The sequence below is a fragment of the Komagataeibacter sp. FNDCR2 genome (assembly GCF_021295395.1).
GTDB lineage: Bacteria > Pseudomonadota > Alphaproteobacteria > Acetobacterales > Acetobacteraceae > Komagataeibacter.
This window is the reverse complement of the sequence record NZ_JAIWOU010000001.1, coordinates 1,370,857-1,393,120: the sequence shown is the minus strand read 5'-3', so window position 1 is coordinate 1,393,120 and position 22,264 is coordinate 1,370,857. Positions and strand designations below refer to the sequence as shown.

The 22,264-nt window shown below is 60.7% G+C and carries 26 protein-coding genes; all 26 read left to right on the top strand.

All coding sequences use genetic code 11. The features are described from left to right. Window positions 1-75: 75 nt before the first annotated feature. The 26 genes from nifB (at window position 76) to modD (ending at window position 22,100) form a co-directional block, all read left to right on the top strand. On the top strand, window positions 76-1,551 hold the full coding sequence (gene nifB, locus LDL28_RS06600; protein WP_233057837.1) for a nitrogenase cofactor biosynthesis protein NifB: 1,476 nt from the start codon (window positions 76-78) through the stop codon (window positions 1,549-1,551). Between the two features lie 37 nt (window positions 1,552-1,588). Further along, the gene (locus tag LDL28_RS06595; protein WP_025812209.1) at window positions 1,589-1,783 is read left to right on the top strand and encodes a 4Fe-4S binding protein; all 195 of its coding nucleotides are present in this window, start codon (window positions 1,589-1,591) and stop codon (window positions 1,781-1,783) included. A gap of 20 nt (window positions 1,784-1,803) precedes the next feature. Further along, on the top strand, window positions 1,804-2,622 hold the full coding sequence (locus tag LDL28_RS06590) for a 4Fe4S-binding leucine-rich repeat protein (protein ID WP_233057836.1): 819 nt from the start codon (window positions 1,804-1,806) through the stop codon (window positions 2,620-2,622). Next, the gene (locus tag LDL28_RS06585) at window positions 2,606-2,884 is read left to right on the top strand and encodes a nitrogen fixation protein NifZ (RefSeq protein ID WP_233057835.1); all 279 of its coding nucleotides are present in this window, start codon (window positions 2,606-2,608) and stop codon (window positions 2,882-2,884) included. The genes LDL28_RS06590 and LDL28_RS06585 overlap by 17 nt, the downstream gene beginning before the upstream one ends. Continuing rightward, window positions 2,881-3,102: a putative nitrogen fixation protein NifT gene (gene nifT / locus LDL28_RS06580; protein WP_233057834.1), complete on the top strand. Its 222-nt coding sequence runs from the start codon at window positions 2,881-2,883 to the stop codon at window positions 3,100-3,102. The genes LDL28_RS06585 and nifT overlap by 4 nt, the downstream gene beginning before the upstream one ends. After that, the gene (locus LDL28_RS06575) at window positions 3,099-3,929 is read left to right on the top strand and encodes an SIR2 family protein (protein WP_233057833.1); all 831 of its coding nucleotides are present in this window, start codon (window positions 3,099-3,101) and stop codon (window positions 3,927-3,929) included. Before nifT ends, LDL28_RS06575 begins: the two co-directional genes overlap by 4 nt. 275 nt (window positions 3,930-4,204) lie before the next feature. Further along, the gene (gene nifH / locus LDL28_RS06570) at window positions 4,205-5,104 is read left to right on the top strand and encodes a nitrogenase iron protein (protein ID WP_233057832.1); all 900 of its coding nucleotides are present in this window, start codon (window positions 4,205-4,207) and stop codon (window positions 5,102-5,104) included. 66 nt (window positions 5,105-5,170) lie between these two features. Then, window positions 5,171-6,658: a nitrogenase molybdenum-iron protein alpha chain gene (gene nifD / locus LDL28_RS06565; protein ID WP_233057831.1), complete on the top strand. Its 1,488-nt coding sequence runs from the start codon at window positions 5,171-5,173 to the stop codon at window positions 6,656-6,658. A 62-nt stretch (window positions 6,659-6,720) separates the two neighbouring features. After that, entirely contained in the window at window positions 6,721-8,256 is a 1,536-nt protein-coding gene (nifK, locus tag LDL28_RS06560) for a nitrogenase molybdenum-iron protein subunit beta (RefSeq protein ID WP_233057830.1), read from the top strand. A 60-nt stretch (window positions 8,257-8,316) separates the two neighbouring features. Beyond that, a complete protein-coding gene (gene nifE, locus LDL28_RS06555; RefSeq protein WP_233057829.1) occupies window positions 8,317-9,768 on the top strand; it encodes a nitrogenase iron-molybdenum cofactor biosynthesis protein NifE in 1,452 nt (483 codons plus the stop codon). Then, window positions 9,769-11,166: a nitrogenase iron-molybdenum cofactor biosynthesis protein NifN gene (gene nifN, locus LDL28_RS06550; protein ID WP_233057828.1), complete on the top strand. Its 1,398-nt coding sequence runs from the start codon at window positions 9,769-9,771 to the stop codon at window positions 11,164-11,166. It begins immediately after the preceding gene. After that, window positions 11,138-11,641, top strand: a complete 504-nt coding sequence (gene nifX / locus LDL28_RS06545) for a nitrogen fixation protein NifX (RefSeq protein WP_233057827.1) — start codon at window positions 11,138-11,140, stop codon at window positions 11,639-11,641. The genes nifN and nifX overlap by 29 nt, the downstream gene beginning before the upstream one ends. Window positions 11,642-11,643: 2 nt before the next feature. After that, entirely contained in the window at window positions 11,644-12,111 is a 468-nt protein-coding gene (locus LDL28_RS06540; protein ID WP_233057826.1) for a NifX-associated nitrogen fixation protein, read from the top strand. Window positions 12,112-12,123: 12 nt separating this feature from the next. Further along, complete coding sequence (locus LDL28_RS06535; protein WP_233057825.1) at window positions 12,124-12,333, top strand: CCE_0567 family metalloprotein; 210 nt, start codon at window positions 12,124-12,126, stop codon at window positions 12,331-12,333. A gap of 2 nt (window positions 12,334-12,335) precedes the next feature. Continuing rightward, window positions 12,336-12,620, top strand: a complete 285-nt coding sequence (gene fdxB, locus LDL28_RS06530; RefSeq protein ID WP_233057824.1) for a ferredoxin III, nif-specific — start codon at window positions 12,336-12,338, stop codon at window positions 12,618-12,620. A 25-nt stretch (window positions 12,621-12,645) separates the two neighbouring features. Next, on the top strand, window positions 12,646-13,263 hold the full coding sequence (locus LDL28_RS06525) for a nitrogen fixation protein NifQ (RefSeq protein ID WP_233057823.1): 618 nt from the start codon (window positions 12,646-12,648) through the stop codon (window positions 13,261-13,263). Window positions 13,264-13,469: 206 nt separating this feature from the next. Then, the gene (locus LDL28_RS06520) at window positions 13,470-13,790 is read left to right on the top strand and encodes an iron-sulfur cluster assembly accessory protein (protein WP_025812239.1); all 321 of its coding nucleotides are present in this window, start codon (window positions 13,470-13,472) and stop codon (window positions 13,788-13,790) included. A 44-nt stretch (window positions 13,791-13,834) separates the two neighbouring features. Beyond that, window positions 13,835-14,764, top strand: coding sequence for a Fe-S cluster assembly protein NifU (gene nifU / locus LDL28_RS06515; RefSeq protein ID WP_233057822.1), 930 nt, complete (start codon window positions 13,835-13,837; stop codon window positions 14,762-14,764). 13 nt (window positions 14,765-14,777) lie between these two features. Then, on the top strand, window positions 14,778-15,980 hold the full coding sequence (nifS, locus tag LDL28_RS06510; RefSeq protein WP_233057821.1) for a cysteine desulfurase NifS: 1,203 nt from the start codon (window positions 14,778-14,780) through the stop codon (window positions 15,978-15,980). A gap of 35 nt (window positions 15,981-16,015) precedes the next feature. Next, the gene (gene nifV, locus LDL28_RS06505; protein ID WP_233057820.1) at window positions 16,016-17,158 is read left to right on the top strand and encodes a homocitrate synthase; all 1,143 of its coding nucleotides are present in this window, start codon (window positions 16,016-16,018) and stop codon (window positions 17,156-17,158) included. Between the two features lie 41 nt (window positions 17,159-17,199). Beyond that, on the top strand, window positions 17,200-17,526 hold the full coding sequence (gene nifW, locus LDL28_RS06500) for a nitrogenase stabilizing/protective protein NifW (protein WP_233057819.1): 327 nt from the start codon (window positions 17,200-17,202) through the stop codon (window positions 17,524-17,526). Window positions 17,527-17,670: 144 nt separating this feature from the next. Further along, a complete protein-coding gene (locus tag LDL28_RS06495; RefSeq protein ID WP_255663103.1) occupies window positions 17,671-18,525 on the top strand; it encodes an electron transfer flavoprotein subunit beta/FixA family protein in 855 nt (284 codons plus the stop codon). Between the two features lie 13 nt (window positions 18,526-18,538). Further along, window positions 18,539-19,633: an electron transfer flavoprotein subunit alpha/FixB family protein gene (locus LDL28_RS06490; protein WP_233057817.1), complete on the top strand. Its 1,095-nt coding sequence runs from the start codon at window positions 18,539-18,541 to the stop codon at window positions 19,631-19,633. Window positions 19,634-19,643: 10 nt separating this feature from the next. Further along, on the top strand, window positions 19,644-20,954 hold the full coding sequence (locus tag LDL28_RS06485; protein WP_233057816.1) for an FAD-dependent oxidoreductase: 1,311 nt from the start codon (window positions 19,644-19,646) through the stop codon (window positions 20,952-20,954). Continuing rightward, a complete protein-coding gene (locus tag LDL28_RS06480; RefSeq protein WP_233057815.1) occupies window positions 20,945-21,238 on the top strand; it encodes a ferredoxin family protein in 294 nt (97 codons plus the stop codon). Before LDL28_RS06485 ends, LDL28_RS06480 begins: the two co-directional genes overlap by 10 nt. Continuing rightward, window positions 21,213-22,100 carry a ModD protein gene (gene modD, locus LDL28_RS06475; RefSeq protein ID WP_233057814.1) on the top strand — a complete coding sequence of 296 codons (888 nt, stop codon included), beginning with the start codon at window positions 21,213-21,215 and terminating at the stop codon, window positions 22,098-22,100. Before LDL28_RS06480 ends, modD begins: the two co-directional genes overlap by 26 nt. Window positions 22,101-22,264 lie beyond the last annotated feature (164 nt).

Sequence of the window (22,264 nt, the reverse complement as noted above, 5' to 3'; positions counted from 1 at the left end):
GATAACACCGCCCTTCCGACATGGCATGTTTCTTGCGCCGGACCTGATTAGCGAAAGTCAGTCCGGAGAATGGCAATGGCACAGCTCATCAGTCTGGATATGCTTGCACCGCAGGATGCGCAGGATATGCGTTCGGCCCTGAGCGGTGAGAGCGGGTGTTCCTCATCCAGTTGCGGAAGTTCCGATGGTCCGTCCGACCTTCCCCCGGAAATATGGGAAAAGGTCAAGGATCATCCCTGCTATTCGGAAGAGGCGCATCATTATTTTGCCCGGATGCACGTGGCCGTGGCGCCCGCGTGTAACATCCAGTGCAATTATTGTAATCGCAAATATGACTGCGCGAATGAAAGCCGCCCCGGCGTCGTCTCGGAAAAGCTGACGCCCACGCAGGCGCGGCGCAAGGTCATTACGGTCGCCAACGAGGTGCCGCAGCTTTCCGTCCTGGGTATCGCCGGCCCAGGCGATGCCTGTTACGACTGGAAAAAAACGCAGGAAACCTTCGCACAGGTGTCGCAGGATATTCCGGACATCAAACTGTGCCTGTCGACAAATGGTCTGGCCCTGCCCGAGCATGTCGATGAAATCGCGGAAATGAACATCGATCACGTAACGATCACGATCAACATGGTTGATCCGGAAATCGGCACGAAGATCTATCCGTGGATTTTCTACAAAAACAAGCGCTGGACGGGGCTGGACGCCTCCAGGATCCTGCACGAGCGCCAGATGCTCGGGCTGGAGATGCTGACCGCGCGCGGGATCCTGACCAAGATCAATTCCGTCATGATCCCCGGTGTCAATGATGAGCACCTGATTGAAGTGAACAGGGTCGTCAAGGCCAAGGGCGCTTTCCTGCACAACATCATGCCGCTCATTTCCGACCCCGCGCATGGCACGCATTATGGCCTGACCGGGCAGCGTGGACCCAAGGCGCAGGAACTCAAGGCGTTGCAGGATCGCCTGTCCGACGGGACCAAGCTCATGCGCCACTGCCGCCAGTGCCGGGCGGATGCGGTCGGCCTGCTAGGTGAGGATCGTGGCCAGGAATTCACGATGGACCAGTTGGCGGATGAGGTCTCCTACGATCCGTCGCGCCGGGAAACCTATCGTGAGGTCGTGGCGCAGGAGCGCGGCGAGCACATGAAGCAGCGCGAGGCGGCCGGGGCGATGCTGGCCGGGATTGATGCGGAAACGCCGGTCCTTGTCGCGGTCGCGACCAAGGGGGGCGGACGGATCAACCAGCATTTCGGTCATGCCCGCGAATTCCAGATCTACGAAGTCTCGGCATCCGGAATCACATTCACCGGCCATCGCAAGGTAGACAACTATTGCGAAGGCGGGTGGGGTGAGGACGCGACGCTCGACAGCACGATCGAGGCCCTGGAGGGCGTTCGCGTCGTGCTGTGCGCCAAGGTTGGCGACTGTCCGCGCGACAGCCTGAAGGAGGCCGGGATCGAGGTCAGTCATGACTATGCCCATGACTGGATCGAGGCCGGAATCACCGGCTGGTATTCCAACGCTTTCGGCACGGAAATCCGGCAGACAGCCTGAATCCGGAACTTTTGAACATAACCCAGGAGAGAAAATCATGGCTTACAAAATTGTTACGTCCCAGTGCACGGTTTGCGGCGCCTGTGAATTTGAGTGCCCGAACGGCGCGATCACCCTCAAGAACGACCTGTATGTGATCAACCCCAAGAAGTGCACGGAATGCGAAGGGCATTTTGACGTGGCGCAGTGCGCCGAAGTCTGCCCCGTCCCGAATACCTGCATTCCGGCCTGACCCGTTCCGGGGGCTGTCTCATGAATGAGGACACGCCGGAACACGACGCAGCCGACGCCCCTGCCGATTTTACGAATGAAATCGTGGACTGGCAGGGGCAGCAGGTACGCTGTCGCGACTGCCGGCATGAACCCATGCATCGTGATGGCCGGTGCCAGCGGGGACGTAGCTGTGTGCGTGACCGCCGGGCCCGGCGTGTGGACAGGTTCTTCCGCCATAATCCATCGGTAGCGGATGAATACCTCGATCATCCCTATGATGAAGTCCGGGCCATTGCGGTCAGGTACTGCACCATATTCCGGCTGCCTCCCATGCTGGCCGACCCGGAAGGGGAGGTAAGGGTGGGGGCGGTCCTGCGGTTGCCGGTGGCACGTATTCTGCCCATGTCCACCGACCCGGACCGTCGGGTAAGGATTGCCCTGGCCAGCAGGCTGGAGGGCAAGGAACTGCTCGAACTGCTGGCGGATGCGGATGCGGGCGTCCGTCTCATGGTGGTGCGTCGCCTTGCGCCGGAAATGCTGCTGACAGCCGTTCGGGACGTGGACCCGGATGTCCGTCGGTGGGTCGCCCGCCGTATCGCACCGGCCTATCTTTCGTCCATGCTGGCTGATCCCGAGCCTACGGTGCGCCAGATTCTGGCAACGCGCGTCCCGACGTCGTTGCTGGCGATCCTGGCGACCGATGAAGACCTGCGCGTCCGTTACACCGCGATTGAGCGCTTGCCATCCGACATGCTGCATGAACTTGCCGATGACGATGAACCGCTCATTCAGGATCTGATCAAGTGTCGTCTGTCTGAAGATATCAGGAAGGAACACCCCGATGGGACTGGGACGTGAAGAAGAAATCGAGATCAGGAAGCAGCCCGTTTTCATGCCCGGCACGAAAGTGCGCGCGACCCGTTACGTGAAGAACGACGGGACGTTCGCGGGCCGGGAAATCGGTGAAATGCTGGTTCACAAGGGCGATGTCGGCTACGTGCGCGACATCGGCGTCTTTTTGCAACGCTATTATATTTACGCCGTCGAATTTATCGAGCGTGGGACGGTGGTCGGCATGCGCGCGCGCGAACTTAACCTGGAGGCAGAGGCAGTAAAATGAAGGTCATGGTGCGGCGGGATACGCGTGGATTGTCGATTTATGTACCGAAAAAGGATCTGGAAGAGCCTGTCGTCGCCCAGCAGCATGATGCGCTGTGGGGGGGATGGATCAAACTCAAGAATGGCTGGGTGCTTGAACTGCCGGAAATGGAAGCGGAACCCCGGCTGCCGATTACGGTCAACGCCCGTAAGCTGAGCGAGGAAGGGGAGGGTACATGAGTGACGTCACCCACGAAATCAGCGCGGGCCTGCGTGCCGGGCGCCTGATCCCGTACCTGGGCACGGGCGTGAGCGAATTGCGCCCACCCAGCAACGTGCCCGCCAGCCCCGCCGATCTTGCCGCGTTTCTGGGAAGCCAGGTTGCCCTGCCCAAGCGGGCGCGGGGCAATCCGTGGGCGGCGGCGCAGTATATCGAAAGCCGTCGCCATCGCTCCACCCTTACGGCGCTTATGGACAAGGCCTATGCCGAGCCGGTGAAGCCCGTGGACCTGCATGAAATGCTGGCCGCCTACGCCCCGCCCCTGATTGTCGACACCTGGTACGACGGCGCCATGCGCACGGCGCTGGAAACGGGTTGCCCGGCGGATGCATGGGGCGAGATCCAGGGTATCACCCGCGCGGGTATCGGTGAATTCCAGTGGTTCCGCGCCTATAACGCGGCCGGGCAGGAAGTGCCGGTGGAAGAGGCGCAGAACTGGAAGACCATTCTGTACAAGCCGCACGGCTCGGTTACGCCCGCCCATAATTACCTGATTGCCGATTCCGATTATGTTGAGGTCCTGACAGAAATCGACATCCAGACGCCGATTCCGGACATTGTCAGGTTCCGGCGTACCGAATGTGGCTTTGTATTCCTGGGTTGTCGCTTTGATGACCAGATGCTGCGCATCTACGCGCGGCAGATCATGAAGCGCTCCGCCGGACCGTACTACGCCGTGGTGGAACCCGAAGTGATGTCGCGTAATGAATTACGTTTTCTGGAGATCAACGGCATCCGCCCCGTCTGTATCTCCCTGGACTCGATAACGGAGCTGCTCGCCGCCTGAACAGACGGGTGGGAGGGGTTTTTTCGCTTTGTTAAGGCCGCTGCGCATATTACCTGCGCAGCGGTTTTTTTATGGGTACACGGGGGCGGGTGACGGGATCGCCTGTTTTGTCGCCTTTGTATGAAGCACGACAAAACAATCAAAAAACTGTCGGCTGGCAGGTAAAACAGCCTTTCTTTTTCATATTTCCACGATGGCACGCTGTTTGCGGATGTCCTTATTGGCGGGCCTAAGAGTCCGCAGTCATGCGATTTATCGGAAAACAGGACGATATCATGAGCAAGCTTCGCCAAATCGCCTTTTATGGAAAGGGAGGCATCGGTAAGTCGACGACCTCTCAGAATACCCTCGCGGCGCTGGTCGAAATGGGCCAGAAAATCCTGATCGTCGGCTGCGATCCCAAGGCGGACTCCACCCGTCTGATCCTGAATGCCAAGGCGCAGGACACGGTTCTGAGCCTCGCGGCCGAGGCCGGTTCGGTCGAGGACCTCGAACTCGAAGACGTTCTGAAGCTCGGCTACAAGGGCATCAAGTGCGTTGAGTCCGGTGGTCCGGAGCCCGGCGTTGGCTGCGCGGGTCGTGGTGTGATCACCTCGATCAACTTCCTGGAAGAAAACGGCGCGTATGACGACGTCGATTACGTTTCCTACGACGTGCTGGGCGACGTGGTCTGCGGCGGGTTCGCCATGCCGATCCGTGAAAACAAGGCCCAGGAAATCTACATCGTCATGTCCGGCGAGATGATGGCCCTGTATGCCGCCAACAACATCGCCAAGGGTATTCTGAAGTATGCCCATTCCGGCGGCGTGCGTCTGGGCGGACTGATCTGCAACGAGCGTCAGACCGACCGTGAATACGACCTGGCCGACGCGCTGGCCAAGCGCCTGAACTCCAAGCTGGTTCACTTCGTGCCGCGCGACAATATCGTGCAGCATGCGGAACTGCGCCGCCAGACCGTGATCCAGTACGCGCCGGACTCCAAGCAGGCGGCCGAATACCGCACGCTGGCCGAGAAGGTGCATGCGAACTCGGGCCAGGGCACGGTCCCGACCCCGATCACCATGGAAGAGCTGGAAGACATGCTGCTGGAATTCGGCATCATGAAAACCGACGAGCAGGCGCTTGCCGAACTGGCAGCCAAAGAGGCCAAGGCCTCCGCCGCCGCTTCGCTCTGATTGTCAGGATGTCTGGCGGGAGACCGCCGGACATCGTTTCCCGCTTCCACGAAGGGGACCAAGAAAATGAGTTTGGACAAAGACGTTAACGAAAGCGAGTTCCACGCCCGCCTGATCGCGGAAGTGCTGGAAGCGTACCCGGACAAGGCCAAAAAGCGGCGGCAGAAGCATCTCAATGTCGCGAAGGCCCCGACCGAGGAAGAGACCGCCGAGGGTGAATTCCTCAGCGATTGCGCGGTCAAGTCGAATGTGAAATCCATTCCCGGCGTCATGACCATCCGCGGATGTGCCTATGCCGGTTCGAAGGGCGTGGTCTGGGGCCCGATCAAGGACATGGTGCATATCAGCCATGGCCCGGTCGGATGTGGTCAGTATTCCTGGTCGCAGCGCCGCAACTACTATATCGGCAACACCGGCGTCGATACGTTCGTCACCATGCAGTTCACGTCCGATTTCCAGGAAAAGGACATCGTGTTCGGCGGTGACAAGAAGCTGGAAACGATTATCGACGAAATCGATACGCTGTTCCCGCTGGCCAAAGGTATTTCGGTGCAGTCCGAATGCCCGATCGGCCTGATCGGTGACGATATCGAAGCCGTGTCGCGCAAGAAGAAGAAAGAGACTGGCAAGACCATCGTGCCGGTTCGCTGCGAAGGTTTCCGCGGCGTCTCCCAGTCGCTCGGCCATCACATCGCCAACGACGCGATCCGGGACTGGGTGTTCGACAAGAACGACAACCCCCCAGAATTTGAGACGACGCCTTACGACGTCAACGTGATCGGTGACTACAACATCGGTGGCGATGCCTGGTCCTCGCGTATCCTGCTTGAGGAAATGGGCCTGCGCGTGGTTGGCAACTGGTCAGGTGATGCGACACTGGCGGAAATGGAACGCGCGCCCAAGGCGAAGCTGAACCTGATCCACTGCTATCGCTCCATGAACTACATCTGCCGCCACATGGAAGAGAAGTACGGTATCCCCTGGGTGGAATACAACTTCTTCGGTCCGTCGCAGATTGCCGCTTCCCTGCGCAAGATCGCCGCGCTGTTCGATGACAAGATCATGGAAGGTGCGGAGCGGGTCATCGCGAAGTACCAGCCCCTGGTCGATGCCGTCCTGGAAAAGTTCCGTCCCCGTCTCGAGGGCAAGAAGGTCATGCTGTATGTCGGCGGTCTGCGCCCGCGTCACGTGGTCAATGCCTATAACGACCTGGGCATGGAAATCACCGGAACGGGTTATGAGTTCGCTCATAACGATGATTACCAGCGCACCGGCCACTACGTTAAGGAAGGCACGCTGATCTATGACGACGTGACCGGCTATGAACTGGAAAAGTTCATTGAAGGCATGCGTCCCGATCTGGTCGGTTCCGGCATCAAGGAAAAATATCCCGTCCAGAAGATGGGTATCCCCTTCCGCCAGATGCATTCCTGGGACTATTCGGGTCCGTATCACGGCTATGATGGTTTCGCCATCTTTGCGCGCGACATGGATCTCGCCATCAACAATCCGGTCTGGAGCATGTTCAAGGCTCCCTGGAAAAAAGCTGCCTGAGGCCATAAAGCGGCCCGCGTGCCGTATGGCGCACGCGGGTATGTGAAAGGATTCCCATTACCATGCCTCAAAATGTTGATAAGATCCTCGACCATGCGCCGCTATTCCGTGAACCGGAATACAAGCAGATGCTGGCCGAAAAGGCGAAGCTGGAGAACATGCCTCCGGCTGAGAAAGTAACCGAAATCGCGGACTGGACCAAAAGCTGGGACTACCGTGAAAAGAACTTTGCCCGTACGTCGCTGTCGGTCAATCCGGCCAAGGCCTGCCAGCCGCTGGGCGCGGTTTTCGTGGCGTCCGGCTTTGAACGGACCATGAGCTTCGTGCATGGCTCACAGGGCTGCGTCGCCTATTACCGTTCGCACCTGTCACGGCATTTCAAGGAGCCGTCTTCCGCGGTTTCCTCGTCCATGACGGAAGACGCGGCGGTGTTCGGTGGCCTGAACAACATGGTGGATGGCCTGGCCAACACCTACAAGCTGTACGACCCCAAGATGATCGCCGTATCGACCACCTGCATGGCGGAAGTTATCGGTGATGACCTGCATGCCTTCATCGAGACGGCAAAAGAAAAGGGTTCGGTGCCCAAGGAATATGACGTTCCTTTCGCGCACACGCCGGCGTTCGTCGGTAGCCATGTCACCGGCTACGACAACATGCTCAAGGGCATCCTGGAGCATTTCTGGAAGGGCAAGACCGCCGTTCCCAACACGTCCATCAACATCATTCCGGGCTTTGACGGCTTCGCGGTGGGTAACAACCGTGAACTGAAGCGTATTCTCGGCCTGATGGGTGTGGAATACACGATCCTGTCGGATGTGTCGGACCAGTTCGATACCCCGTCGGACGGTGAGTTCCGCATGTATGACGGCGGCACCAAGATCGAAGCGGCGCGTGACGCGGTCAACGCGGCGGCCACGATCTCGCTGCAGGAATACTGCACGCCCAAGACGCTGGAATATTGCAATGGCTTTGGCCAGAAGACAGCCGCGCTGAACTACCCGCTGGGTGTCGCGGGTACGGACCAGCTGCTGCAGACGATTTCCGAACTGTCCGGCAAGCCCATCCCGCAAGAGCTGGAAATGGAGCGTGGCCGCCTGATCGACGCGATGGCCGACAGCCAGTCCTGGCTGCATGGCAAGACCTACGCGATCTACGGTGACCCCGATTTCGTTTACGGCATGGCGCGTTTCATCATGGAAACGGGTGGCGAGCCCAAGCACTGCCTGGCGACCAATGGCACCAAGGCATGGGAAGCCAAGATGCAGGAGCTGTTTGACAGCTCACCCTTCGGCGTCGGCTGCAAGGCCTGGGGCGGCAAGGATCTGTGGCACATGCGTTCGCTGCTTGCGACGGAAAAGGTCGATCTGCTGATCGGCAACTCCTATGGCAAGTATCTGGAGCGTGACACCGATACCCCGCTGATCCGTCTCATGTTCCCGATCTTTGACCGGCATCACCATCACCGCTTCCCGGTGTGGGGTTATCAGGGCGCGCTGCGTGTTCTGGTGACGCTGCTGGACAAGATCTTCGACAAGCTGGACGACGATACGATGGACCCCGGTGTGACGGATTATTCCTTTGATCTGACACGCTAATGTTCGCGCCGGGCGGCCCCGTGCCGCCCGGATGCGCGGGAAGATAGGTTGGAGAGGACGATGAGCGACGCTTTGAAGGCGAAGGTTGCCGAACTGTTCAACGAGCCGGGCTGCGATAAAAACGCGGCAAAAGGCGAGAAGGAACGCAAAAAAGGTTGCTCCAAGCCGTTGACGCCTGGCGCCGCTGCGGGCGGCTGTGCGTTTGACGGGGCCAAGATCGCGCTCCAGCCGATTACGGATGTGGTGCATCTTGTTCACGGGCCCCTGGCCTGTGAGGGCAATGGCTGGGATAACCGGCATGCGGCAAGTTCCGGCCCCAAACTGTACCGGCTGGGTGCGACGACGGATCTGTCCCAGATGGATATTGTCATGGGGACGGGTGAAAAACGGCTGTACAAAGCCATCAAGGAGGTGATCGCACGTTACGCGCCACCTGCCGTCTTCGTTTATTCAACCTGTGTTCCCGCATTGATCGGTGATGATATCGGCGCGGTCTGCGCCTACGCATCCGACAAACTTGGCACGCCGTGCATACCCGTCGACGCGCCGGGATTTGTCGGGTCCAAGAATCTGGGGAACAAGCTGGCGGGTGAGGCGCTGCTCGATCATGTGATCGGCACGATGGAGCCCGAAGTCAGCACCCCTTACGACATCAATATCCTGGGTGAATATAACCTGTCCGGTGAACTGTGGCAGGTCCGTCCGCTATTTGAGGCCCTGGGAATCCGTGTTCATGCCTGCGTGACCGGCGATGCCCGGTATCGCGAAGTCGCGTCCGCGCACCGCGCGAAAGTGAATATGATGGTGTGTTCGACCGCACTCATCAATGTCGCGCGCAAGATGGAAGAACGCTGGGGCATTCCCTATTTCGAAGGTTCATTTTACGGCATAAGCGATACGTCGACGGCCCTGCGTGCGGTGGCGAAACTGCTGGTGTCCCGTGGCGCGCCGGAAGACTTGATCGAGCGGACCGAGGCACTGGTCGCCACCGAGGAGGCCCGGGCCTGGGCACGTATCGAGCCGTACCGCCAGCGTCTGGCGGGCAAGCGGGTGCTGCTTTATACCGGCGGCGTCAAATCATGGTCGATCGTTTCGGCCCTGCAGGAAATGGGGATGGTGGTGGTCGGCACCTCGGTCCGCAAATCCACCGATAACGACAAGCAGAAGATCAAGGACATCATGGGCGGTGACGCGCACATGGTCGACAGCATCCCCCCGCGTGAGATGTACGCCCAGCTCCGCCGTGGTGATGCCGATATCCTGCTGTCGGGCGGTCGCACGCAGTTTGTCGCGCTGAAGGCGCGCGTGCCATGGCTCGACATCAATCAGGAACGGCACGAAGCCTATGCCGGATATGACGGAATGGTCACGCTGGTGCAGGAACTCGATCGTTCCCTGTCCAATCCGGTCTGGGCGGATGTGCGGCGGCTGGCGCCATGGGAGGAGGGCGATACGGAAGACTGGCTGGACGATAACGTGCCCCGCCTGACACCTTTGGCAAGGGAGGGATAAATGGCTGAAATCATCAAGTCACGTAAACCCGTCTCGATCAATCCGCTCAAGTCTTCCACGCCGCTGGGCGCGGCCCTGGCCTATCTGGGCATGGAGGGGGCGGTTCCCCTGCTTCATGGTTCGCAGGGCTGTACTTCCTTTGCGCTTGTCCTTCTCGTCCGGCATTACAAGGAGGCCATTCCCCTCCAGACCACCGCGATGGATGAGGTCGCCACCATCCTGGGCGCGGCGGGCAACATGGAAGAAGCGTTGCTGAACCTGCAACGCCGGATGAAGCCACGCTTTATCGGGATCGCCTCCACCGCCCTGGTGGAAACACGCGGTGAGGATTATGTCGGGGATCTGAAGCTGATCCTGGCGCGGCAGCCCGAACTGGCCGACACGTCTGTCGTGTTCGCATCGACCCCCGATTACATCGGGGCGCTGGAAGACGGATGGGCCGCCGCCGTCAGCGCCGTGATCGAGGGCATCGTGGCGCCATGGTCCCCGGCCGTCACATCATTCCAGCAGGTCAATGTCCTGCCCGGTGTCAACCAGACACCCGCCGATATTGAATACCTGCGTGACCTGATCGAAAGTTTCGGGCTGTATCCGGTCATCCTGCCCGATCTGTCCGGTTCGCTGGATGGTCACATAGCCGAGGACTGGTGCCCCACAACCCAGGGGGGCGCACGGCTGGAAGAAGTGGCGCAGATGGCGCGCGCCGTCCACACCATCGCCATTGGCGAACACATGCGCCAGCCTGCCGATCTGCTCGGGAGCCTGACGGGCGTGCCGGTCACGGTGTTTCCCACCCTGACGGGGCTGGCGCCCAATGACCGCCTGCTGTCCCTGCTCTCGCATATTTCGGGCAAGGCGGTGCCGGGGCGGTACCGGCGCCAGCGGAGCCAGCTTCTGGATGCGATGCTGGACGGGCACTTCTATTTCGGTGGCAAGCGGATCGCCATTGCCAGTGACCCGGATCTGCTGTTCAGCCTGTCGCAGTTCTTCACCGGCATGGGCGCCAAAATCGTGGCGGCCGTGTCCTCGACCGCCAATTCCCCCAATCTGGCGCAGATTCCGACCGAGAGTGTCATTATCGGTGACCTGACGGATATGGAAGACGCCGTGCGCGCTGCGGGCGGGGCGGATCTGCTGGTCACCCACAGCCATGGCCGGCAGTCCGCCGAACGTCTGGGTATCCCCCTGATGCGGGTGGGCTTTCCCATTTTCGATCGCCTTGGCACGGCTCATATGCAGACGGTCGGGTATTGTGGCACGCGGGATCTGATTTTCCGTGTCGCCAACCTGTTCATGGGGCAGATGCATGAACATAAGCCGGACGATTTCGCGCCCGCGCGGACTGCCCCTTTTAACGAGGAGATTGTGCATGACAGCGCGTCACTTGCAGCTCATTGATCCCGCGCCAGCCGATGCCGGTGCGGGTGATGCTGTGGCTGCACCCGTGCCCCGGCTGCGTATCGCGATCGCGACGCAGGATATGAAGTCCCTGAACGCGCATTTCGGCTCGGCGCGCCGGTTTGCCGTATGGGACGTCACACCGGACGAGGCGCATTTTGTCGAGGCCGTGGGCTTTGATGAGGTGTCGGACGAATCTGGCGCGCACAAGGTTGAGGGAGACGACAAGATCGGCCCCAAGGTCGATGCCCTGACCGGCTGTAACCTTCTTTTCGTACTGGCTATTGGCGGACCGGCCGCGGCCAAGGTTGTCGGTGCGCGCATTCATCCCGTCAAGCTGCCCACCGCACAGAGCATCCCGTCCGTTATCGAACGGGTACAGACCATGATGACCGGCAACCCGCCGCCATGGCTGCGCAAGGCGATGGGCGCGGCGACGCCACGTTCCATGGATTTTCTGGATGAGGAGGACTGACGATGTCGCAGGCAGGTAATGAAGTCATTGATGATCCCATGGCGACACCGTTCATGAAGGCGCTGATCGGGCGTATCCGGGCGGAAGACATGTACGGTGCGTGGGAGCGCAAGAAGGATACGGCGCTGCTGGACGATTACATCGTCACCAAGGAAGAGCGCCGCGCCATGCCGATGATCAGTGATCCGGATCCCGACACGCTGGCGCGGGTCGAGACCTTCTATCAGGCGGTTGGTCTGGCCATCGAGCAGGAGACGGGGCTCATGGCCTCTCCGATGATGAAGATGAGCCATGAGGGTTTCGGTCGCGTGATCCTGACAACCGGCCGGCTGGTTGTCCTGGCCAGGTCACTGCGCGATGTGCATCGTTTCGGATTTGACAGTCTGGCGGCGCTGGCGCGTGAGGGCGAAAAGGCGGTCCGTCAGGCGATCGCGCAGATTGAAGAGTTTCCCGAAGTCGCTCGGGCATAACGGAGGAAGATAATGGTGCAGATTGCGGACATGAAGGCGGAACTGAAAAAGCTGTCCGCGCGGGCAACGCAGGCCAAGATGGATCTGCATGATCTGGCCGAGGATCTGCCCATCAACTGGCAGACAATCACGGCGGTCGCCGCACGGGCCCATCAGGCCTATGCGGATCTGACCGCCAAGCGCGAGGCGCTCAAAGCCGCTGAAGAAAAGGCAGGGGAATAATTATGGATTGCGTAACCCGTGACGGCCGGCCCTGGCAGCCGGATTATCTTCTCTCGATCAACCCGGCGGTCTGTATCGGCTGCGGGCGCTGCTTCAAGGTCTGTGGCCGTGGTGTCATGACCCTGCGCGGAATTGATGATGAAGGGAATGTCGTCGATGATGAAGATGAGGATGACGGAGACGTCGAACGCCGCGTGATGGTGATGGCGGATGCCGGTGCCTGCATAGGCTGCGGCGCATGCGCCCGGGTATGCCCGACCGACTGCCAGGCGCACGGAGCCGCCTGAAACCCGAAAAGACGGAAGAAAAGCAATGCAGGCCACAGATATCTACGGCTGGCTCATGGCCGGCAGCGCGGGGGGCGAATGCGACCAGTTCGATGCCCATGTGGTCGCATCCATTCTGGCGCTGTCCCTGGTTCAGGCGCGTGAGCGGTCGGTCCCGCTTGCGCAACTGACCGGGCTGGGCGGACAGGACATGGTCGAACTGGTCGGCAAGACACTGCCCGGCGCCAGGGAACGTTTCGAACGCCTGATGGAAATGCCCGCGCCGGAGGTGGATGAGACCGAAGCCGCGTTGCGCGACCTGCTGCGCCGGGGCAACAGCAGCGAGGATACGGCCTGGGGGCAGTTGGTTTCCGCCCTGATCGCCCGCCGCGCGATGGAGCCCAATCATTTGTGGCAGGATCTGGGGTTGCGCCACAGGCGAGAACTCTCCTGGCTGCTTGAACGTCATTTCGAACCGCTGGCGCGGCGGAACGATGCGGACATGAAATGGAAAAAATTCTTCTTCCGCCTCATCTGCCGTGATGAGGGCTACAGCATTTGTTCCACTCCCGTCTGTGACGAATGTGACGACTTCGACCAGTGCTTTGGTGAGGAAGACGGCGAAAGCCTGCTCGCGCGCATAGCGGCGGGCAAGGTTGCATAAGGAACCGCGCGTTTAACGCAACGGAAATTCCGGTCCCGGCCCTGAGCCGGGATTTTTTTATTTGTCGCGTCCGGACACGTCAGGAAGCCGACAAAGTTGTAAACCGGACAGATTCCGTACGGAGAAGTGGTCGATACCTCCTGTCCGTTCTTGGCACGGTGTTTGCGTCCTCCCTAACAAACCTTTCTTGGAAAGAGGAGTTCGCGATGATCCAGCTGACGCCAAGTGCCTGTGACGCCGTTCGCTCGGCAATCGCAGGGGCAGCCGGCCCGGTCGATGGCATCCGCATCATGGTCGAATCCGGTGGCTGTTCCGGCTTCAAATACATGATGGGACTGGTCTCGGCGCCCGAACCGTCCGACGTGATCATGGAAATGGATGGCGTGAAGGTTTTTGTCGATGCGGAAAGCATGCCGCATCTGGACGGCACGACTGTCGATTTTGTCGTGACGCTGGAACAGTCCGGTTTCTCGTTCGACAATCCGAACGCGGCATCCAAATGCTCTTGCGGAAAATCCTTCAGTTAATACGCGTACCAGGCGATTTCACCAGGTAACGGGAGGCGTGCCCCATGTGGGAATACTCTGATAAAGTACAGGAATACTTCTTCAACCCGAAAAACGCGGGAACGCTGGACGACGCCAGCGGCGTTGGGGAAGTGGGCGCCATTGCCTGTGGCGACGCGCTGAAGCTCATGATCAAGGTTGATCCGGAATCGGAACGGATTACCGATGCACGCTTCCAGACGTTTGGATGCGGTTCGGCGATTGCGTCCTCCTCCGCCCTGACGGAGATCATTATCGGCAAGACGCTCGATGAGGCGCTGAAGATCACCAATCAGGACATTGCCGATTTCCTCGGCGGCCTTCCCCCTGAAAAGATGCACTGCTCGGTCATGGGGTATGAGGCGTTGCGCGCGGCGGTGGCCAACTACCGTGGCGAGGTCTGGGAAGATGACCACGAGGAAGGCGCGCTGCTGTGCAAGTGCTTCGGCATTGACGAAGGCATGATCGAGCGCGCGGTCCGTAACAACGGCCTGACGAGCATGGAGCAGGTGGCTCATTTCACCAAGGCGACGGGAAGCTGCGGCACCTGTGTCGAAGGGGTGGAAGCCGTTCTGGAAAAGACCAATGCCGAGATGGTGGCCGAAGGTCTGCTCGACCCGGCCCAGGCCTTTGTCATGGGCGCGGTTCCGGTTGTTCCGGGGCGCCAGCAGCGCAAATCCCCGGTCGCGCCGCCCGCGCCCGCCAGCTCCAAGATGACGACCGTGCAGAAGATCCGCGTGATCGAGGAAGTTCTGGAGGAACTGCGCCCCGCGTTGCGCAACGATGGCGGCGATTGCGAACTGGTGGATGTGGAAGACAACCGCGTGATGGTCCGCATGACCGGCGCGTGCGTCAACTGCCAGCTTGCGGCGGTGACGGTGCAGGGCATTCAGGCGCGTCTGGCCGAACGGCTGGGCATGCCGGTACGCGTTATTCCGGTTCCGGCTGGAAAATAAGGGAGTGGGCAAGATGAAGGCGGTTTATCTCGACAATAATGCAACCACCCGTGTCGATCCGGCTGCGGTTGCCGCAATGCTGCCCTTCTTCACCGAACAGTTCGGTAATGCATCATCCATGCATGCCTTCGGTTCGGAAGTGGGCGGCGCGGTGCTGAAGGGGCGGCGGCAGCTTCAGGCGCTGCTGGGCGCGCAGTTCGACCATGAAATCGTCTTTACCGGCGGCGGTACCGAATCCGACAATACGGCGATCCTTTCCGCGCTGGAAACGCAGGGCGCGCGTAACGAGATTGTGACAAGCGCCGTGGAACATCCCGCCGTGCTGGCCCTGTGCGCGTGGCTGGAAAAATCCCGTGGCATCAAGGTGCATTATATCGGCGTGGACGCGCGCGGCCGGCTGGATGTCGAGGCGTATCGCAAGGCGCTGTCACCGCGCACCGCCATAGCCTCCATCATGTGGGCGAATAACGAAACCGGCACGATTTTCCCCGTGGAAATGCTGGCCGAACTCGCCCATGAAGCCGGGGCCCTGTTCCATACCGACGCGGTACAGGCCGTAGGCAAGATCCCGATGAACCTGAAGGAGACGGCGATCGACATGCTGTCCCTGTCCGGGCACAAGCTGCACGCGCCCAAGGGTATCGGGGCGCTGTATGTAAGGCGCGGCGTGCGGCTGCGGCCACTGATCCGTGGCGGACATCAGGAACGTGGGCGGCGCGCGGGCACGGAGAACGCGCCCGGCATTGTCGCCCTTGGTGTCGCGGCGGAACTGGCGCAGCAGCATATCGAGGATGAAAACACCCGCGTGCGGGCCATGCGCGACCGGCTGGAGCAGGGACTGCTGCAGCGGATCGGCAATTCGTTCGTGGCGGGGGATGTGGACAACCGCCTGCCCAACACGGCCAATGTCGCGTTCGAGTATATCGAGGGTGAAGCCATCCTGCTGCTCATGAACAAGGCGGGCATCGCGGCGTCGTCCGGGTCGGCCTGCACGTCCGGCTCGCTTGAGCCGTCGCATGTCCTGCGTGCGATGAAAGTGCCGTACACCGCGGCGCATGGTGCCATCCGCTTCTCGTTCTCGCGTGAGAACACGGATGAGGACGTGGATCATGTGCTGGAAGTCATGCCATCCATTATTGCCAAGTTGCGGGAAATGTCCCCATTCTGGGACGGCAAGAACGCCGGCCAGTCCGGTTTTGCGCCGACCTATGCCTGATCCTGCATTTTGCAGGGCAAGAGAGGGGACGCCATATGTCAGACTGCACACGCCTGATCATAAATGACACCACCCTCAGGGACGGTGAACAGGCACCCGGTGTTGCGTTCACCGCTGCGGAAAAGCTCGAAATCGCCCGTGCCCTGGATCAGGCGGGCGTGGACGATATCGAGGCGGGCGTGCCCGCAATGGGCGATGACGAGATAGCCGTCATCGCCGCCATTGGTGACACGGTGCAGCGCGCGCGTGTCATCCCATGGTGCCGGATGCGCCATGAAGACATCCTGGCCGTCCGACGTACCGGGCTGGACAGCATCCATCTGTCGGTTTCAACCTCCATGCGCCAGATCATGGCCAAGTACCGCACCTCTCCACGTCGCGTACTGGATATGGTCCATGATGTGGTGTCGCATGCCAGCGATTGCGGTCTTGCCGTGTCGGTCGGGGGGGAGGATGCCAGCCGCGCGGATATACCCTTTTTGCTGGATCTGATCGGTGTCGCGCAGCAGGCCGGGGCTTTCCGGTTCCGCTATGCCGATACGCTGGGGATCATGGAGCCGTTTGGGGTCTATGAAATCATGACCCGGCTGCGCGAGAGTTGCAGGCTCCAGATCGAATTCCATGGTCATGATGATCTGGGTCTGGCGACCGCCAATACACTGGCCGCCATCCGCGGTGGCGCCCATAGCGCCAGCGTAACCGTGCTGGGGCTGGGGGAGCGGGCGGGAAACGCCGCGCTGGAGGAAGTCGTGGTCGGGGCGCCGCGTCTGGTCGGGTGCCAGAGCAGTGTCAATCCCGCGCAGTTGCCTGAGCTTGCGTCACTGGTCGCCCAGGCTTCGGGTCGTGCAATTCCGGTGGACAAGGCAATTGTGGGCGACAGTGTGTTCCGTCATGAATCCGGCATTCATGTCTCGGGCCTGCTGCGCGATGCGGGAACCTATGAAGCGCTGGATCCCATGCAGTTCGGGCGGCGGCGGGAAATCGTGCTGGGGAAGCATTCCGGCCGGGCCGCCATGCGCCATGCGCTGGAAACGCTGGGGCTTGAGGCGGATGACGCGCTTGTTGTCGGTATGCTGGCGTCGGTGCGGGAACGGGCCTCGGTCGCCAAGCGCAACGTCGCGCTGAACGAAGTCGCGGAACTATATGCCGCCATGTCGGGCTGTGCCCGGACACGGTGAGATGAACCTATACGGGGCAGGACCCACAGGGGAACAAGACGATGGGAATACTGGACGAACTGCGCCAGCTTTCAGCGGCTGAAGATTTTTTTCGCGTACTGGACGTGCCGTACGACCCGCAGGTGCTCAATGTCGCGCGGCTGCATATTCTGCGCCGCATGGGCACCTACCTGAATGCCAATGACCTCGAGCAGGGTGAGGACGATGAGGCCCGCCGTGCGCTGTGCCGCGCCCAGCTTGAGCGCGCCTATGACGATTTCACCCGCTCGACACCCATTACGGAACGGGTGTTCAAGGTGCATCGTGACGCCATCCGGCCATCAGGCGGTTTTGTCAGCCTGTCGGAGTTGACACAAAGCGAGGACTAAAACCCGACGTAATCGTGTCGTCCCTGTCCGGTGGGCCGGCATCTTGATGCGATTGCCCGTAGTTCGCAGCAGGTCCGGCAGTTGGCACGTATTTTGCGGCTTGGGGGACAGGACGTGCATGGCACGCCGAGGGAGCTCGTGGAAATGCAAATATTTGTCTGTATCAAACAGGTTCCGGACAGCGGGCAGATCCGCGTTCACCCTGTGACCAATACGATCATGCGGCAAGGTGTGCCGACAATCATCAACCCCTACGATCTGTTCGGGCTGGAGCAGGCGCTGCGCCTGCGTGACAGGTTCGGCGGTGAGGTCACGGTGATGACAATGGGTCCGCCGATGGCCGTGGACAGCCTGCGCAAGGCCCTGACCTATGGGGCGGATCGCGCTGTCCTGCTGACGGACCGCGTTTTCGCCGGGTCCGATACCCTGGCGACCAGTTATGCGCTGTCCAACCTGATCCTGAAGGCGGGCGAGACCTGGGGCGCGCCTGACATCGTGTTCTGCGGCAAGCAGACCATCGATGGCGATACCGCGCAGGTTGGTCCCGGCATCGCCCGCCGTCTGGGCCTGTCGCAGCTGACCTACGTGTCGGGTATTGACGACATGGACCTGACGGACCGGCAGATACTGGTGCGCCGCCGTGGCGACCATGGGGTGCAGGTCCTGCGGTCACAGTTGCCCGTCATGGTTACGATGATGGAAGGCTCGAACGAAATCCGTCGCGGAACGCAGGCGGACGCATTGCGCGCGGCCCGTGCCGAAGTGGTGCAGTGGAACGCCGCCACGGTCGGCATACCCGATATCGGTCTGTGCGGCCTGCGTGGCTCGCCCACGGTCGTAAAGAAGGTCTTCGCCCCGACCGCCCGCGAGGAAACGGCCGAGATGGTCCCCACGACGGACTCGTCCCCGGCCGCAATGGCGGACGCGCTGATCGATCAGATCTTTACCCGCCAACCCGCACTGCAGGACGATCTGCTCCGGCAGGCGGCCGGACACTGAAGGAAAGACTGGCATGAGTAATCAAACTTCACGGCCAGCAGGAAGCGGCCGCGCCAACATGAAGCGGGAGCTGCCGGAACATTTCCGCTCCTACAAGCATGTATGGGTTTTTATCGAATTCGAACACGGCCGGATTCATCCCGTCTCGCTGGAACTGCTTGGGGAAGGGCGCAAGCTCGCTGACAAGCTGGAAGTCGAACTGGCGGCCGTAATCGCGGGAAGCGGGCACGATGCGCTGGAAGAAGTGGCCAAGACCTCTTTTTCCTACGGTGCCGACCTGGCCTATATCATCGATGATCCCGTCCTGGCGGATTACCGTAACGAACCCTACACGCGGGTCATGACGGCGCTGGTGGAAAAGTACCAGCCTGAAATCATGCTTCTGGGCGCGACGGTCCTGGGGCGCGATCTGGCGGGCGCGGTGGCGACAACCCTCAAGACCGGCCTGACAGCGGATTGCACCGAGCTTGCAATTGATGGCGAGCGTTCGCTTGCGGCCACTCGGCCGACATTTGGCGGGTCGCTCCTGTGCACGATCCATACGCTGAACTACCGCCCGCAGATGGCGACCGTCCGGCCCCGCGTCATGGCGATGCCGGTCGCGCAGGAAGGGCGCACCGGGCGTATCGTCGATTTCAAGGTCGACCTGAAGGAAGAAGACATCATCACCAAGGTGCTCGACTTCCTGCCCGACACCGCGAATGAAGCCGCCCAGCTTGCCTTTGCCGACATCGTGGTGGCCGGCGGGATCGGGCTGCGCACAAGCGAGAACGTGCAGCTCGTGCGTGATCTGGCCGATGCGCTGGGCGGGGACTGGGGCGGTTCGCGCCCGCTGGTGCAGAAGGGCTGGATCCCCGCGGAACGGCAGATCGGCCAGACCGGAAAGACCATTCGGCCACGGCTGTATATCGCGGCCGGGATTTCGGGTGCGATCCAGCACCGTGTTGGCGTGGAAGGGGCGGATCTTATTGTTGCAATCAATACCGACCCGCGCGCGCCGATTTTTGATTTCGCGCATGTGGGAATTACGGCCGATGCAATTACGCTGCTGCCGGCACTGACCCGTGCATTCAGGCAGCGCCTGAGCGTAAACCGGATGGCGGGTTGAGGAGAGAGCGATGACTCACGAGCATTTTGACGCCATCGTCGTCGGTGCGGGCCCGTCAGGTAATGCTGCGGCCTATACCATGGCGCAGCGGGGCCTGAAGGTCCTGCAGATCGAGCGCGGGGAGTATTCCGGCTCCAAGAACGTGCAGGGCGCGATCCTGTATTCCGATGCGCTGGAAAAGATCATCCCCGACTTCCGCGAGGAAGCGCCGCTGGAGCGGCACGTGATCGAACAGCGGATCTGGATGATGGACGACACCGGGCATACCGGCATGCACCATCGCAGTGACGACTATAACGAGGACAAGCCCAACCGCTACACGATCATCCGCGCGCAGTTTGATAAATGGTTCAATCGGTGCGTGCGTGAGATGGGCGTGACCGTCCTGTTCGAGACAACGGTCACCAGCCTGATCACCGATGAGAACAAGCGGGTCATCGGCGTGCAGACGGATCGCGACGGCAACGGTATCTTTGCCGATGTGGTGGTCCTTGCCGAAGGCGTGAACGGGCTTGTCGGCCAGCGTTCGGGATTGCGCAAGGAACTGCGCCCCGAGGATGTGGCGCTGGCGGTCAAGGAAATGCACTTCCTTCCGCAGGATGTGATCGACGCGCGCTTCAACCTCAAGGGCGAGGAAGGCGTGGTGATCGAGGCCATGGGCACGATCACGGATGGCATGGTCGGCACGGCCTTCCTTTACACCAACCGGGAATCGATTTCGGTGGGTGTGGGCTGTCTGGTCAGCGAGTTCGCGAAAAGTGGCGAGGCGACACCCCACGGCATTCTTGACCGTTTCAAGAGCCACCCCAGCATCAAGGCCCTGCTGGAAGGCTCCGAGATCAAGGAATATGCCGCGCATCTGATCCCCGAAGGCGGCTTCCGCGCCGTACCCGAACTGGTCGGGGATGGCTGGATCGTGGTGGGTGACGCGGGGCATTTCGTCAATGCGGTGCATCGTGAAGGCTCCAACCTGGCGATGACCACTGGCCGCCTGGCCGGGGAAGTCGTGGCGAACATTCTTGGCTCGTGCATGACCTGCACGCGTGAAAACCTGCAGACTTACGTCAAGCTGCTTGAAGACTCCTTCGTGATGAAGGATATGAAGAAATACAAGAACGTGCCACGGATGCTGGAACAGGGTGGCCGCCATATCATGGACCTGTATCCGCGGTTGCTGAACCGCTCGGCACAGACATGGTTCCGTGTCGACGGGAAGGACAAGAAGTCCAAGGAATCCGATATTCTGCGTAGTGCGCGGCAGGCCCGCGGGGTGACCGGGCTGCTGGGTGATGCATTCAAACTGGCGAGGGCATGGCGATGAGCGACGATCGGGTAGAAAACCGTCTGTTCCAGAACAGATATGTCGTGGATGTGGGGCGTCCGCATATCGAGGTGCGCCCGCACGAGGTTCCTTCGCGCGAGCTGGTGGCCATGACGCGGGTCTGTCCGGCGGGCTGCTACAGCCAGAACGAACAGGGTCAGGTCGAGATCACGGCGGATGGCTGCATGGAATGCGGAACCTGCCGTGTCGTCTGCTCCAAGTCGGGCGACATTGAATGGAACTATCCGCGAGGCGGTTATGGCGTCCTGTTCAAGTTCGGATGAGTGTCTGGCCCCGCTGACCAATACCCTGCTTGATACGCTGCTTGCGGAAGATGTGCCTTTTGGTGATCTGACAACGCGGGCGCTGGGTATTGGAAAGAATCCCGGGGTCATGACATTTGCCGCCAGGCATGAGCAGGTTGTGTGCTGCACGGAAGATGTGGCCGCACTCCTGACGCGCCTGGGGGCGGATGCCGAAATTGTGACAAGAAGCGGTACGCGTGTGGCGCCCGGGCAGCTTCTGCTCCGGGCGTCCGGCCCCGCTGGCGCGCTGCATCTTGGGTGGAAAGTTACCCAGACACTGCTGGAATGGGCGGCGGGCATCGCGACGGAAACGAATGACATCGTCCTGGCCGCGCGGGCGGCGGGCAATGCGCCCGCACCCGGTGTGGCCATTGCCTGTTCGCGCAAGGCGCCGCCGCTGACACGGGCCGTAGCGGTACGTGCGGTTCAGGCCGGTGGCGGGATCATGCACCGGACCGGGCTGTCCGACACCATTCTTGTCTTCGCGGAACATCTGGCCTTCATGGATCCCTGTAGCGGGCTGGATCAGGCGATTTCCCGGTTGCGGGCCAATGCGCCGGAACGGCGGATCGTGATTGAAGTCTGTAATCCGGACACCGCCATGGCGGCGGCCCGTGCGGGGGCCGAGGCCCTGCAACTGGAAAAATTCACACCGGAAGAACTGTCGCAGCTTCGCGCCAGTCTGGCCACCGCCGGTCTGTCCCCGCGCATTGTGGCCGCAGGCGGTATCAATGCCCGGAATGTAGGCGAGTATGTAAAGGCTGGGGCCGATATTATCGTGACTTCCGCGCCCTATGCGGCGAAACCACGTGATGTGCAGGTTGAAATCAGACCGGCATAATGCTGCGTGTTGATAAATTTCATTAACCTGTATTCAATTGTGATTTCCAGAATAAATTATTATTATCAATAGGCTATGCATCATGGCCGGACCAAGTATCCAAAATTTCATCGAAGCTGAATTGTTTTGTGAAACTTGTATTGATAGAATGTAACCTGCACGTA